The following is a 14,453-nucleotide window of genomic DNA, read 5'->3' on the forward strand; positions in this document are numbered from 1 at the left end:
AAACATGAAAAAGATACCACTAGCATTAGTTTTTGTTTCAACACTTGTATTAGGAATTGGTTGCAGTTCTACAAAAAAAGCATATACAGTTTTTGATACTCAACAAAATGAAATTTTCATTGATTCGATGATGGCCAATGCTTTGGATAAAGGTTTTTTTCCGGGTGCCCAAATCATTGTGGGAAACAAGGATTCTGTTTTTTTAAATAAAAATTACGGTTTTCATGATTATTCAAAGAAAGAATTAGTAACATCAGCTGATGTTTTTGATCTTGCATCGATGTCTAAAGTTTTAGGAGCTACATTAGTCACCATGCGACTAGTAAGCGATGGAGAAATAAATGTAAACGAAAAATTAGCTGATATAGTTCCTATTTACAAAAATACTGCTATTGCTGATTTAACTATGTTCGAATTTCTTACCCATACGTCTGGTTTGACGCCGAGCATTACCTTTTATCAAAGTTTACTTTCTACGTCAGATGGTTTACCATTTCTAAATAAAGAAAAATCAGAAAATTATATAGAGTCATTTGATAATATGTATGTCAGTAAAAATATTCTTTACGACGATCAATACTTGGCTTTTGAGCCAAAAGCAAACTATGTCAAGGTTTACAAAAACATGTGGTTAAATCCTGAATTTTATAAAATAGTTTACCAAAAAATCAGTAAAGCAAATACAAATAAGCGGGGTGAATATTTATATAGTGATTTAAATTTACTTTTGGTTAAGCAAATGATTGAAGCCAAAACAAATAAGAAATTAGATCAATTAGCCCAAATACAATATACAGAAATGGGTATTAAAAATATTGGCTTTAATCCTTTAAACTGGACGTCTAATAAAAATGTTATTCCGACAGAGATCGATAACTTTTTTAGAAAAGATACTATTAAAGGTTACGTTCATGACGAAGCAGCAGCGATTTTTGGTGGAGTTTCAGGCAATGCGGGTTTGTTTGCAAACGCATCTTCGATTGCTGTAATTTGCCAAATGTTACTCAATAAAGGAAAGTACGAAGGCAAAAAAATTATAAAATCGCGCGTTATCAAAGAGTTTACAAAATCGCCATTATCCAAAAAAGGAATTTACCGCGGACTCGGTTTTGATAAAAGAAAACCAAGTGAAATATATAAAAAGAACGATTTTGGACACACAGGATTTACGGGAACTTTTTTCTTCCTGAATCCTGATTCGGGAAGGTTTTTAATTATTCTTAGCAATCGTGTCAATCCTAGTCGTACAAATCGATTGATGTACAAAGATGACTTCTCATCTAAAATTTGGCAGCAAATAAATAAATAACCACACTGCATTAATTTTCATTTTATGATAATTCCTATTGTACAGTAATAATCGCTAATTCTATTTTTAATGACATTGCTAAAATTCAAATCTTACAAAAAAAGTAGGTTTTAATTTTTTCTATTTGCTTCAAAAAAAATATGTGATCAAATCTTTCAGAATTAAAATTGTTTTATACATTTGGTTTATGAATAACCATTGCGTTATTTATAATAAAAGAGTGTTATAGTTACAAATTATTAATTTTTATTGATAAAATCCATTATATGGCAATAAGCGGTTTATTTAGAAAAAAGACGGTTCAGGATATTTTAAAACAAGTTGAAAAAAATAATGCTGACGGAGCTAATACGCTAGGTAAACATTTAACGGCAAGAGATTTAACTGCTTTTGGAATTGCGGCAATTGTAGGAGCAGGTATTTTTAGTACAATTGGAAAAGCAAGTGCTGACGGCGGTCCTGCTGTTATATTTCTCTTTTTATTTACTGCGATTGCCTGTAGTTTTGCAGCTTTTGCTTACGCTGAGTTTGCATCAATGGTTCCTGTTTCAGGGAGTGCTTATACCTATTCTTATGTTGCCTTTGGTGAAATAATCGCTTGGATTATTGGTTGGGCATTAATTATGGAATATTCCGTAGGTAATATAACAGTTGCCATCTCATGGAGCGACTATTTTACAGGATTACTCGAAAGCGGAGGGCTTCATCTTCCACAATGGATTCAAATGGATTTTCTATCAGCATCTAACGGATTTGATGATGCGACTGCACTAATGCAAGGCGGAAAACAATTTTCTAATTTAAGTCCAATTCTACAAAATGCATACACAGCATGGACCACTTCACCAGTTATTGGTTCCTTTCACTTTGTAGCTGACTTACCGGCGTTATTAATTATTGTTTTAATTACAGCTCTAATTTATCGTGGAATGAAAGAGTCTCGTAATGCGAGTAATATCATGGTAGTTGTAAAATTATGTGTGGTACTGTTAGTGATTGCTGTTGGTATATTTTATGTCGATACAGCAAATTGGGATCCTTTTGCACCTAACGGAGTTACTGGAGTTTTAAAAGGTGTTTCAGCTGTATTTTTTGCGTACATAGGTTTTGATGCCATTTCCACAACCGCCGAAGAATGTAAAAATCCGCAACGCGATTTGCCACGCGGAATGATGTGGGCCATTATTATTTGTACGGTTTTATATATTGCCATTGCTTTAGTATTAACAGGAATGGTGAATTTTAGTTTATTAAATGTAGGCGATCCATTGGCTTTTGTATTCGAACAACTAGATCTTAAATGGATGTCTGGAATTATCGCTGTAAGTGCGGTTGTTGCAATGGCAAGTGTATTATTAGTTTTCCAAATGGGACAACCTCGAATCTGGATGAGTATGAGTCGGGATGGTTTGTTGCCAAAACGCTTTTCAAAAGTACATCCTAAGTATAAAACGCCTTCCTATGCAACAGTTGTAACAGGATTTGTTGTTGCTGTTCCAGCTTTATTTTTGAACTTAACTTTAGTGACAGATTTGTGTAGCATTGGAACTTTATTTGCTTTTGTTCTCGTTTGTGCGGGAGTTCTAGTATTACAAAATAGAACCGATATTCCAAGAGGAAAATTTAAAACTCCTTATGTAAATTCTAAATATGTGATTCCTTTTTTAATTGTAGCGGGCTTAGTATTTGCTTTTGGTTTTAATAAAAAAGCGACTATGGACTTTATTACAAACGAAGCGAAGACGAATACTTCAGAAACTATTGTAACTGCGCTAAACAAAGAAGATACAAAAAAAGTGTATGATTATTTGGTCCAAATCGACCCGAAAAACAGTAAAGATGGAAATGTAGATTTAGAACATTTACTCGGTCAGTATCAAAAAGACGAAGCAAAATATTCTGAAGTTATTGCAGGTTTACCTTTAGCGGATTCAGTCAAATATGAAAGTGGTTTTAGTCTTTTTAAACACAAAGTACCTATGTGGATTTTTCTTATTGTTTTAGTAGGTCTAACCATTTGGTCGTTTAAATCAAATCTGTCTTTAATACCTTTATTAGGATTGATTTGCTGCCTGTATATGATGGCTGAACTAAGCGTTTGGAATTGGATTTATTTCGGAATTTGGTTATTACTAGGTTTAGTAATTTACTTTGGTTTTAGCCATAAAAACAGTAAACTTAATTTGAAAACACTTTAATTACTTAAAATAAACCGTTTCGTACTATAGCTTGGCGGTTTTTTTTGTTGAAATAAAATCAATAATTAAATTTAGAACAAATTTTTTTTGGCAGAAAATTTTTACCGAAATGTGAAAATATTTTTTCTGATAAAAGTTTTTAAGTAATTTCTAAGCTGGTTTGATATGTAATTACGTTATCGCTTTTTATGAAATCAAAATGCTTTTTTTGATACATAATTTGAGAAAGAAATTGCTCATCTTGAAATTCAGACAATGAGAAAGTGAAATCGTCTAAGTTCAGATTTCTGCAGTCTACTTTTAATTGCACTGAATTGAGTAGCCCCATTGTTTTTTGAATGACGTAGAATCCTTTTTCCAGTGATTTATCTTTTATAATATTGTCTTTTTCTATTTGGAATAAAGGAAATAAAAGCATTTCGTTAAACAACTCATTTGGCTTTAATTTCAATACTTTGTGGCGGTTGAACCAAATTTCAATTTGACTTTTAGGCCTGTCAAGAATTCCTGAAATTAATTTTGAGTTTAGATCAGTTATCGACCGTACATTAGGATCTTTCAACTGATGGAAAAAAAATGGATCAAGAAGCAAATCTGATATTTTTTGATTCTTACGCGCCGCAATTTCAGACCATTGTTGATATCTGTCGTCATCAAGAACTAAATGTCTGACTTCGATTCCTTCGCCGAAAGTATTAATTTTTATTTTCTGCAACTCAATTATGCATTTAGTTCCAATAAAGATATTATTTATAACCGTAAAGATGCGGCGAGCTGCGAAATAGATTCTTTAATCCTTTAGACATTCGTTCTTATTCTCTTTCGATTAAAATAATGGTAATCTTTTTCAAAAATGAATTATTTACAAAGGAGAACGTAGGATTAAATCAGTTGTAACTTTCGAAAAAATTCAAGGACCTCAATTTCAAAAATTGACTTTGGAATTCTATGAGTCATTTCGCTATGAATAGCCAACTGGAAATTAGTAGCATCATTTCGATTTTCAGCGAGCCATTTTAACGTATTATTCGCTTCGATCACATCATCTTTTCCTCCTAAAGCAAATTGTAAATAAGGTGAAGCATCTTCTAATTCTAGATTTGGAATATCCTGGTGCACTGGTCTATGTGGTAGAGCAGGATTGAAAAGTAAGGCAGGAACCTTCATTTTATTTGCGAAATAATAACTCATAAAACCTCCCATGCTACTTCCCATTACTACATCAAAATGGTGCTCTTTGTGTAGCTCTATCAAAAATTCAAAAATGTCTGGATTTTTATAATAGTCCAAATCAGGTGCAACTACGTTGCCGTGATTTTGCAGAACAGCTTTTTTCTCATCGCTCAGTTTACTTTCTAGTCCGTGTAAATACAAAATAGTCATATACCTTATTTTTTAATTTTGATTAGCATATCGCACGTTAACGGATATATTTCTTGTTACTGAAGCGCGATATAGTGTGGATGAGATACTTAGTTAATGTTTAATTACTAAAAGGATTACTCCAAGTTACTCCCAAAGCCAGAATGTTAACATCAACTTTATTTGATCCTTTCCCTATTAAATTATAGCCATATCCTACATCAAATGTGAAAGGAATTTCTTTTGGCGTAAGAGAATAGAATAAAGAAAACCGACTTTCTTTATACTCAAATTTGGTCCATTCGTTTACTGGTTGGTTGCGTTTGCTAGTAGAAAATAATGCTTCTGCGCTTCCTATAATATGATGTAATTTTTGTGTTCCTAAATCAATATTTAATTGCGTTTTGAAACGTGTTCTTAATTGGTAGTCTTCACTACTTTTCGTAAAATCAGGATTAAAAAACTTTCTGTATTCTTGTCGTATTGTCGTTTTCCACTTTAATTTATCAGTTCCTGTTAAGTAGGCATAACGACCATAAATCCTAAATTCCTGCTTTATTGCGGGATCTGCAGTTTCATATGGAGCTGTAGATTCATACTCATTTTGGCGTCGATAACTTAAACCAAATGAGTATTGCCAGTTTTTAAGAAACTTATTTGAGAATTCTTGGTTGAGGACTAAAAGCCCCATTTTGTTAAAAGGATCACTATCATCAGGAGTGCTTTTTCTTCCTATACCAATGTATGTAGTTGATTCTTTTTTGCGTAAAGTATCTAATGATTGTTTAATTCCAAAAGCGAACCAAGATGCGTTTTTTGCTTTTCCAAGACCTGGAGGACTAAATTGTGCATAAGTGCTCAAGGCAAATAAGGAAAGCATTGCTGTGATTAAAGTTTTTTTTATGTTTAGTTGTAGTGTCATTATTCTTAATTGTAGCTTTTAATTATGGTGTAATAAGGCAAATGTTTATTTAATAATTTCTTAATAAGTAAGTACATAAAAGAACTTAATTTTTTAGTATTTTAAAAAATATTATTTTTTTGAAGTAGCAAATTTAATATTTAAAAATTAAGAAATCATATTTATAAATTATTGCTTTTTTACAAATTTTAATTAAGATATTGCTGTTGCAAAAATAGGAATAGAAAGACTTACGATATAGTATCAAAATAATGAAAATACTGCATACAGCCGACTGGCATTTAGGAAAAAAATTGGATCATTTTTCACGTTTAGAGGAGCAGAGGCAAGTACTCAGTGAAATTTGCGTTATTGCTGATGCTCATAATGTTGATATAGTTATTGTTGCTGGTGATTTATTTGACACCTTCAATCCGCCTATAGAAGCAGTCGATTTACTTTATAAAACTTTAAAAAAGCTTACTAATAATGGTAAACGTCCTGTTATTGCTATTGCTGGAAATCACGATAGTCCTGATCGTATTGATTCACCAAATCCTCTAGCACGGGAATGTGGAATTTTATTTGTAGGTAATCCTGATGTTACGATACCGTTAATAACTATTGAAAATGGCTTTGCGATAACAAAATCTGAAAATGGTTTTTTAGAAATTAAATTACCTCATTATGATTTTCCAATTCGTATTATTACAACTCCTTATGCAAATGAGATGCGCTTAAAAATCTATCTCGGGTCTGAAGATAAAGAAGATCAGCTGAATCAATTACTGCAAGATTCATGGGCAGCATTGGCGGATAAATATTGTGACACAAAAGGTGTTAATATCTTGACAACGCATTTATACATATTAAAGCGTGGCGGTGAAATTCTTGAGGAACCCGATGGTGAAAAGCCATTGCGAATAGGTAATGCAGATATCGTTTACACAGATTGCATTCCTCACCAAATGCAATATACTGCTTTAGGTCATTTGCATCGTTTTCAAAACGTAGGTGGTCATGGTAGTCCAGTTGTTTATTCTAGTTCTCCTTTATCCTACAGTTTCTCTGAAGCGGGTCAAGATAAAAAAGTGGTTTTAATCGAAGCTGAACCTAATAATGCCGTTCAATATACTGCGATTCCTTTACAATCTGGTCGCGTTTTGCATAGAAAGCGTTTTGACTCGCTTGACGAGGCAGTCAAATGGTTGTTGGAAAATCCGTACTGTTTAGTTGAATTGACTTTGGTAAGTGACACCTTTATCGCTAGTCAGGATTTAAAACGTATTCACGAAAGTCATGATGGTATTATTCATATTATTCCAGTATTAATTAAGAGTGATAACGATGAATTACAAACACTTAAAGTTAATTTAGAACAAGATATTCAAGGATTATTTACAGATTATTTTAAATCTAAACACAAGCAAGAACCAAACGATGAACTGTTAGACTTATTTAATGAAATTATCGGTACTCAATCTATAAACGAATAAATAAATCCACTATGTTACCATTAAAATTAAGTATTACGGGTTTATATTCCTATCAGAAAACGCAAACCATTGATTTTGAAGAATTGACTAATGCAGGTTTATTTGGAATTTTTGGTGCTGTAGGTTCTGGGAAATCTTCCGTTTTAGAAGCTATAGGTTTTGTACTATATGGTGAAACGGATCGATTGAATAAGGCGGACAAGCGCGCTTACAACATGTTAAATTTAAAATCAGATAGAGCAAATATCGATTTTGAATTCTTCAATTATGAAGAACGAAAATTCAAGTTTGTAGCAGATTGGAAACGAAAAAAACGCTTTGAGGAAACTACTACTATAGAACGATTAGCGTATGAATGGAAAGATGGGCAATGGATTCCGTTGACTTCTGCTGATGCGACAGTTATAATAGGACTTACCTATGAAAACTTTAGACGTACTATTATTATTCCGCAAGGGAAATTTAATGAGTTTTTAGGTTTAAAAGGAAAAGAACGCTCTGACATGATGAAAGAAATTTTTCATCTAGAACGTTTTGATTTAAGTTATAAAGTTTCCGCTTTACAAAAAGAAACAAATAGTAAATTGGATTTCTTAAATGGAGAATTATCAGGATTTGAAGCTATTTCAGTAGAAGCGATTGCTCTTTTAGAAAATGAAGCTTTAACTGCTGTTGCGGAATTACATAGGGATAAAGTAGATTTGAGTTTAATCGAGAAGGAAGTGAATGAGCTCGCGGATTTGAAAACCAAATTTGAAGATTTAGAAAAAAAGAAAAGTCATCTTTCAAGATTGAATAATGAAAAAGTAGCGATTGATTTTTTAGAAGTTGAATTAAATTTATTCGAAAAAACGGAACGGAATTTTAAATCGAATTTAATCACATTAAAAACAGAGAAAACAGCCTTAGAAAAGGCAAAAGAAAATCTAAATTCGACTGAAAATCAGAAGAAATTAATTTTAGATAATAATATAAAAACGCAAGCTGCTTTAGATGTTCTCCAATCTGATTTTGAAACTCTCGAGAATTCTAAATATAAAGTTTACGATTTACAATCGATTGAAAAAGTAATTGTAGCAAAGGCTGAAGCCAACATTATTGATGAAAAAATAAAGTTAGCAAAAGCACTATTTTTAGAAAGTGATGAAAAAGAAAAGGGGTTAGCTGCAAAATTAGGAACTACTCAAATCCAATTGGTCGATGCCAAAAAGAACAGATTGGATCCTTCAATTTTATTAGATGTAGGAGCTTGGTACCAGAGACAGCTTTATCTTACTACTAATCTTGAAGATAATGACAAAAAAAAGGATGTTTTCCAAACGAACTTAAACTCAAAATCTGCTGCTTTTCAGCTCTTAAAATTACCTGTCGAAAGTTGGAAAGCTTTTTTTAAAACGAAGCTAGAAACACTTTCGATTGAAAAGGAAAAAGCTATCGAAATCCGAACAAAACTTTTAGTTTCTAAAGAGCTAAGTCATTTTGCTGATAATTTACACGATGGTGAAAATTGTCCACTTTGTGGTTCGCAAGAGCATCCAAATGTCATGCAATTTGAAAATGTCGTAAATCACTTAGAAATTATTTCTAATACAATTTCAGACTTACAGGACGAAGAAACACAAATCAATTTAAAGAAGTCGGAATGTGAAAAATTAGAATTCGAAATCACTCATTTTCAGGATGAATTAGGCAAAATTATTTTAGAAAGAGAAAGAATTGAATACGAGCAAAAAATCCATTTGTCAAAATTCGTATGGAACGATTTTGATGTACAGAATTCGCAGATTTTTGAGTTAAAAAAAACGGAACAACAAGTTTTAGAAAAGACGATAATTGCTTTAGAAGAAAATCAAAACGAACTTCGCAAAGAGCAATACACTATAGCTTTATTACTAAAAAATCACAACGCCGCTATAAGTGAATTAGAAAGCAAGAAAGCTTCTAAAGTTGGTTCCATTGAAAATGAATTATCACAACTTAAAGTACTTTCATTCAATGATTACGAAGCAGCTGCATTAGCTTCAATTCAAGCTGAAAAAATAGCTTTACAGACTAAAAACATAAAAGTAGAACAGGATTATAATCTTTTACAAGAAGTTGTCGCTAGAGAAAAGCAAGAACTAGCAACGCTAACAGGAGTTTTAGCAACTATCCAATTACAAGTTATTGAGAGCGAAAAAGCACTATTGCAGACTCAAAAAATCATTGAAGATTTGCTAGCTGAGCATTCTTTTTCGTCTGTTGAAGAAGTGAGATCTATACTTATTAAAAACTGGAACATTGAAGCTGAAAAAGAGAAGGTAAAACTTTTCACTGTAAACTTACTAACTGCAATTAATTCTGTTTTAGAAGGTGAGAAATTGGTTGTAGGTAAAACTTTTGATGGTAAAATTCTTGAGCAAAAAACGATACAGTTTTCAGCATTTCAACTAAAATATGAATCGCAATTAGGAAAAGTATCTACTCTACAAGATAATCTAGAACGAGTTAAGAAGGAATTTATAAAAAAAGCAGACTTACTAGCTCAATTTGATGTTTTAAAAGCACGTTCGATTAACTTACAAACTCTAGCTAATATGTTTAATGCGAGTGGTTTTGTAAACTATGTTTCGAGTATTTATTTACAAAATTTAGCTGATGTGGCTAATGTACGTTTTCATCGAATGACTAAAAATCAATTAAGTTTAACGATTAGCAATTCTAACGAATTTGAAGTGATTGACTATCTAAATAATGGTGCTTCTAGAAGTGTAAAAACACTTTCTGGTGGTCAAGGTTTTCAAGCCTCACTGTGTCTAGCTTTAGCTTTAGCGGAAAGCGTTCAATCGCTAAATAAGAACGATAAGAACTTCTTTTTTATCGATGAAGGCTTCGGAACACAAGATCCAGACAGTATCTCAGTTGTTTTTGAAACCTTGCAATCTTTGTATAAAGAGAATAGAATTGTTGGGATTATTTCACACGTAGCAGAATTGCAAGAGCGAATTCCACGTTCGATAAATGTAATAAAAGATGAAGAGAAGGGTAGTGTAGTGAGTGAAAGTTGGAATTAATTAAAAAAAAAAGCACTCAGGAATTAATCAGCAACAAGTATTCGATCGTTTGTGTGTTTTTTAAACAGCAACGGCACTTGCAGCTTTCACTTCTTCTTTCATGGTTTCTTCGTCTTGAATTTCTACATCTCTAATGTATCCTTTAACAGATTTCCCTTTTAGACGTTTTTTCAATAACACAAGTCTTCTGGTGTTTAAACCCTCAAAATTGAGTAAAGAAACATAGATTAAAACAGAAGCTCCTACCATTATTAATAGCCCATAAATCCTTTTTGTAGAAATCATTAATGCATCAAGATTAATGATTCTGTATAAACCCATCGCTTTTTGTTGCGAGTAAGCAGATGCGTCGATTTTCCCGACTAAGTTTGTTAAGACTTCTAATTTCCAAATTCCATCGATGTAATTAAATGCTATACTCCATAAACCAGGTCCAATCATTGTTCGCACAATGATCAAAACAGCAGCTGCTCCAAGCATTGAGTCTGGCGGTAAATTACCAAGTGCGTAAAGCCAAATTCCAATAAATAAAACAGCCATCCCAAAACCACGAATTATGTTTGGAACAATTAATTTCTCGTAACTTAAACCTGGTGATACCAAGAAATACATAAATATGTAATAAAAAAGTAAGGCTGAGAAGCCAGTGAGAATATAAATTTTCAAGGATTTCTCTTTTACAAGCCATTTCATACTGTAAAAAATTGCAAGTAGCAAGCCCGGAATCATCCATAGATTAAATGAGTTGTCCATGAGTGAGTCAAAACCTAATATTCCAATAGTTATTTTGCTCTGCAAAGAACTTCCCGCTAAGAAAAACCCTAACATCAATAACATAACGCTACCATGAATTACGCTATAATTTTTGAAAAAATTAAAATTGACAAAAGGATCATCTTTTAGACGTTGATTAATCACATAAAGAATGCTTCCAAAAATCATAACTCCGAATGCGAATATAATATTATCTGATCTAAAGTAGTTTTGTTGTTTCGCAAACGCTATGACATATGCTAAAGCTAAAAACACTATTGTAAATAAAAACATCCCAGTCCAATCGATTCCTTTTCGAGACACTTTTTTATCATATCGTTGATTGTGCATAAAAACAATGGATAATGTGGCAAGAAATAGCATAATGATTGCCATTAAAAAGTTAGAATTTTGCCAATAGGTATTAAATCCGTAACGTGTCATTAAATACCCAACCAGTTGTGGGAAAACAATTGCAGAAGGGTAAAAAATAGCGTAAAAACGAGGGCGATTTCCATCTGGAGCAATAATAAACATCATTGGCATTATCAGTTCAATAAGTGCAAACATTTTAAGAAATCCTATAAAAAATGCGCTTGAAACTATCACTATATTACTATCTGTAGTTGCAATCATAAAATTAGCCAAAGCAATAAAGAGAAGCGTTCGAACCATAAGATACTTGGTGTGAAATCGCAATTTATACCTAAAAATAATTGGTAAACTAACACCCATTCCCACAACTCCAGCATAGTTTGCAAAAACTATCCATTCATTTTGTGTACCAAGACTACTTACAATATAACTCAAGTTACCTGTGTAAATACCGCTTACCACTAAAACTGGTAAGAGAAATACAATAAGTAAAACTATCATTAATGGTTTTGGAACCCAATCTGCAAATAAGCCTTTATTATACATTTTTTAATCGTTTAAGGTCATCACTACATTCATTCCTACGCGCACAAGTTCCACTAATTTAGGATCGTTATTTTGTGTAAATTCAATTTTAACGGGAATGCGCTGTTGTACTTTTACAAAATTTCCAGCAGAATTATCAGTAGGAATTGCAGAGTAAGCTGCTCCTGTTGCTGCTGAAATAGAAGTCACTTTACCTTCAAATTTTTGTTTTCCCATCGCATCAACAGTAAAGTTAATTACGTCTCCTACTTTTACTATTGATAACTGAGTTTCTAATAAATTTGCTTCCACCCATTTTGAATTATCTTGAACTAAAGCAGCAATTTGCTGTCCTTGCTGTACGAATTGCCCAGTAGTAATAGTTCTTCTGCCCATAACACCATCTTTTGGAGCTAAAATCACTGTGTACTTTAAGTTAAGTTTTGCTCTTGCTAAAGTAGCTTCTGCGGATTTTATTTGTGCATCACTAACCGCTAGCTGAGACTTGGTTTCATTTGTAGATAAAGACGCAGTGTTTTTCTGCTTGTTTAAAGCATTGTATTGAGATTGCAAGGTTTTAACTTGCGTTTCAATTTGCTGATATTGCTGTAACGTAACAGCATCATTATCTAGTAAATTTTTATAACGTGCTAAATCTGCTTTAGCATTACTAAGTTGCGCTTGAACTCCAAGCATATTTGCTTCAACAGTGCTCTCACCACTACCAACTCGAGCAACTGATGATGATACAGCAATTTTTCCAGCTTGTGCCTGACTCAATCCTGCTTCTGCCTGCAAAATAGAATTTTCAAATTCGGTTTTATCAAGGATTAATAGCGTATCACCTTTTTTTACAGACTGATGTTCAGTAAAAAAAATATCGGTTACATAACCTGGAACTCTCGAATTCACAGGATTTATATACGCCTTTACTTGTGCATCACTCACATAAGTATCGTCATTAATATGCAAATAGTTTTTAATAACGTACCAAATGGCGAATAATGTAATAGCGAAAACAAAAGAATTTAAAAGAATTAAATAGAGCTTATTGTTCTTTTTCATTTTTGGTGTTGCTGCTGCTTCTGGTGTTGATTCTGTTGTTGCCATAATTTCTAATTCTTTATAGTGATAGTTTTTTATAGTTCACCCGTAACACGAAGAAGTCTCACGTAGTTTAAAATGATATTTGTTTGGTCGTCAAGTACTTGTAGTTCAGCTTGCAGTTTTGTGTTTGCAGCGTCAATAATTTCGATGTAAGTTACTAGTTGATTTTTATACTTCAATTCAGTAATACGATAATTCTCTGAAGCTGCTTCCTGATTAATTATGCTAACTTCTCGCTGTTGTATTGCTTGATGGTAATTTTTATAGGCTGCATTTACATCTGATTCAATTTGTTGTCTCACTTCTTCTTTTTGCTGCTCGGCTTGGTCAATTACTATTTTATCGACTGCTTCTTTTTTAAAGTTTTTATAAATCGATCCAATATTATAGGACAAACTCAAACCAACTTGGTACGTATTTGAATATAAGTCTATTGGTGTGCCAGTTGTTTGTGGACGATTTGCATTGTATCCTGCAAAAGCAGCTAGAACGGGAACTCGATCCGTTTGTGTTAATTCAAAATTCTTTTCAGCAATTGCAATCTGCATATCACTTCCAGTTATTTGAGGATTTTTTGAAAATGCAATTTGTCTGTAATATTGTTCGTCTTGTTTTCGAATGTTATGATTGATATTGTCAATCGTAGGGATAATCAATATGTTTTCATCTAATCCTGTAAGTAAAGTTAAATTCTTATTGGTGATAAAAATGGCATTTTGAACCTGAAGAATACTTTGTTCTAATTGACGTTCTAAAACTTGTGCACGAAGCATTTCGTTTTTGGTAATCATATTTTGATCGTAGAAGAATTTAGTATTTTGTGTTCGCTTTGACGCTAGATTCTTATTGTTTTCAAGAATATTCTTTTGATTTTGAAGATTGTAAAGATTTAGATATAATTCAATACCATTTAATTTGATGCTCTGTTCAGTATTATTCAGTTGATTTTCGCTAAGACTTTTACTCAATTCAGCTAGAGCGATTGATTTATTAATTTTTCCTCCAGCAAATAGAAGTTGATTAGCTTTCACATTAAATTGATTTCCAAAATTAGGAAGATCAACCTTTTGCAATTTCTTGAATCCAGTATCGTAGATAGTTACGTCACTTAAATAAAAGGCGCTCACATCTGTAGAAATATCAGGAAGTCGATTCGTTTTTACTGCCCCAATTTTTGCATCGGCAACTTTTACAGAAGTGTTTGCAATTTTTAACTGAATGTTGTTTTTACTTAAACTTTCGGCTAATTCCTGAATAGTCATCAGTCGTTCTTGCGTTTCCTGCGCTACAGCTGATGCGTTTCCTATACTAAACAACATAAAGCTTAAAAGTGTAAAAAATATAAATTTTTTCATTTTTAAATATTTCAAATTA

At 32.4% G+C, this 14,453-nt stretch carries 10 protein-coding genes; 4 read left to right on the forward strand and 6 right to left on the reverse strand.

Annotation, left to right across the window (positions count from 1 at the left end):
• Nucleotides 1–4 precede the first annotated feature (4 nt).
• Nucleotides 5–1,309, forward strand: a complete 1,305-nt coding sequence (locus RCH19_RS06550; protein WP_343022549.1) for a serine hydrolase — start codon at nt 5–7, stop codon at nt 1,307–1,309.
• A 266-nt stretch (nt 1,310–1,575) separates the two neighbouring features.
• Nucleotides 1,576–3,507: an amino acid permease gene (locus tag RCH19_RS06555; RefSeq protein ID WP_343022550.1), complete on the forward strand. Its 1,932-nt coding sequence runs from the start codon at nt 1,576–1,578 to the stop codon at nt 3,505–3,507.
• Between the two features lie 139 nt (nt 3,508–3,646).
• On the opposite strand, the gene RCH19_RS06560 is transcribed toward RCH19_RS06555, so the two are convergent.
• From RCH19_RS06560 to RCH19_RS06570, 3 genes are all read right to left on the reverse strand, one after another.
• Nucleotides 3,647–4,222: a hypothetical protein gene (locus RCH19_RS06560; protein WP_343022551.1), complete on the reverse strand. Its 576-nt coding sequence runs from the start codon at nt 4,220–4,222 to the stop codon at nt 3,647–3,649.
• 167 nt (nt 4,223–4,389) lie between these two features.
• A complete protein-coding gene (locus RCH19_RS06565) occupies nt 4,390–4,890 on the reverse strand; it encodes a YqiA/YcfP family alpha/beta fold hydrolase (RefSeq protein WP_343022552.1) in 501 nt (166 codons plus the stop codon).
• Nucleotides 4,891–4,990: 100 nt separating this feature from the next.
• A complete protein-coding gene (locus RCH19_RS06570) occupies nt 4,991–5,791 on the reverse strand; it encodes a hypothetical protein (RefSeq protein ID WP_343022553.1) in 801 nt (266 codons plus the stop codon).
• Nucleotides 5,792–6,042: 251 nt separating this feature from the next.
• Here RCH19_RS06570 and sbcD point away from each other — a divergent pair, with 251 nt between their 5' ends.
• Nucleotides 6,043–7,266 carry an exonuclease subunit SbcD gene (gene sbcD, locus RCH19_RS06575; protein WP_343022554.1) on the forward strand — a complete coding sequence of 408 codons (1,224 nt, stop codon included), beginning with the start codon at nt 6,043–6,045 and terminating at the stop codon, nt 7,264–7,266.
• Between the two features lie 11 nt (nt 7,267–7,277).
• A complete protein-coding gene (locus RCH19_RS06580) occupies nt 7,278–10,319 on the forward strand; it encodes an SbcC/MukB-like Walker B domain-containing protein (protein ID WP_343022555.1) in 3,042 nt (1,013 codons plus the stop codon).
• Between the two features lie 60 nt (nt 10,320–10,379).
• On the opposite strand, the gene RCH19_RS06585 is transcribed toward RCH19_RS06580, so the two are convergent.
• From RCH19_RS06585 to RCH19_RS06595, 3 genes are read right to left on the reverse strand one after another with little or no spacing between them, the layout of a single operon-like run.
• Complete coding sequence (locus tag RCH19_RS06585; protein WP_343022556.1) at nt 10,380–11,993, reverse strand: hypothetical protein; 1,614 nt, start codon at nt 11,991–11,993, stop codon at nt 10,380–10,382.
• Nucleotides 11,994–11,996: 3 nt separating this feature from the next.
• On the reverse strand, nt 11,997–13,082 hold the full coding sequence (locus tag RCH19_RS06590) for an HlyD family secretion protein (RefSeq protein WP_343022557.1): 1,086 nt from the start codon (nt 13,080–13,082) through the stop codon (nt 11,997–11,999).
• A 29-nt stretch (nt 13,083–13,111) separates the two neighbouring features.
• Nucleotides 13,112–14,434: a TolC family protein gene (locus RCH19_RS06595; protein WP_343022558.1), complete on the reverse strand. Its 1,323-nt coding sequence runs from the start codon at nt 14,432–14,434 to the stop codon at nt 13,112–13,114.
• Nucleotides 14,435–14,453 lie beyond the last annotated feature (19 nt).

It is taken from the genome of Flavobacterium sp. PL12 (assembly GCF_039123485.1).
GTDB classification, from domain to species: domain Bacteria; phylum Bacteroidota; class Bacteroidia; order Flavobacteriales; family Flavobacteriaceae; genus Flavobacterium; species Flavobacterium weaverense.

What these genes read in the sequence shown, in the direction of transcription:
- RCH19_RS06550 (WP_343022549.1), top strand. Translation starts at nt 5, where the DNA reads ATGAAAAAGATACCACTAGCATTAGTTTTTGTTTCAACACTTGTATTA.
- RCH19_RS06555 (WP_343022550.1), top strand. Translation starts at nt 1,576, where the DNA reads ATGGCAATAAGCGGTTTATTTAGAAAAAAGACGGTTCAGGATATTTTA.
- RCH19_RS06565 (WP_343022552.1), bottom strand. Translation starts at nt 4,890, where the DNA reads ATGACTATTTTGTATTTACACGGACTAGAAAGTAAACTGAGCGATGAG.
- RCH19_RS06570 (WP_343022553.1), bottom strand. Translation starts at nt 5,791, where the DNA reads ATGACACTACAACTAAACATAAAAAAAACTTTAATCACAGCAATGCTT.
- sbcD (WP_343022554.1), top strand. Translation starts at nt 6,043, where the DNA reads ATGAAAATACTGCATACAGCCGACTGGCATTTAGGAAAAAAATTGGAT.
- RCH19_RS06580 (WP_343022555.1), top strand. Translation starts at nt 7,278, where the DNA reads ATGTTACCATTAAAATTAAGTATTACGGGTTTATATTCCTATCAGAAA.
- RCH19_RS06585 (WP_343022556.1), bottom strand. Translation starts at nt 11,993, where the DNA reads ATGTATAATAAAGGCTTATTTGCAGATTGGGTTCCAAAACCATTAATG.
- RCH19_RS06590 (WP_343022557.1), bottom strand. Translation starts at nt 13,082, where the DNA reads ATGGCAACAACAGAATCAACACCAGAAGCAGCAGCAACACCAAAAATG.
- RCH19_RS06595 (WP_343022558.1), bottom strand. Translation starts at nt 14,434, where the DNA reads ATGAAAAAATTTATATTTTTTACACTTTTAAGCTTTATGTTGTTTAGT.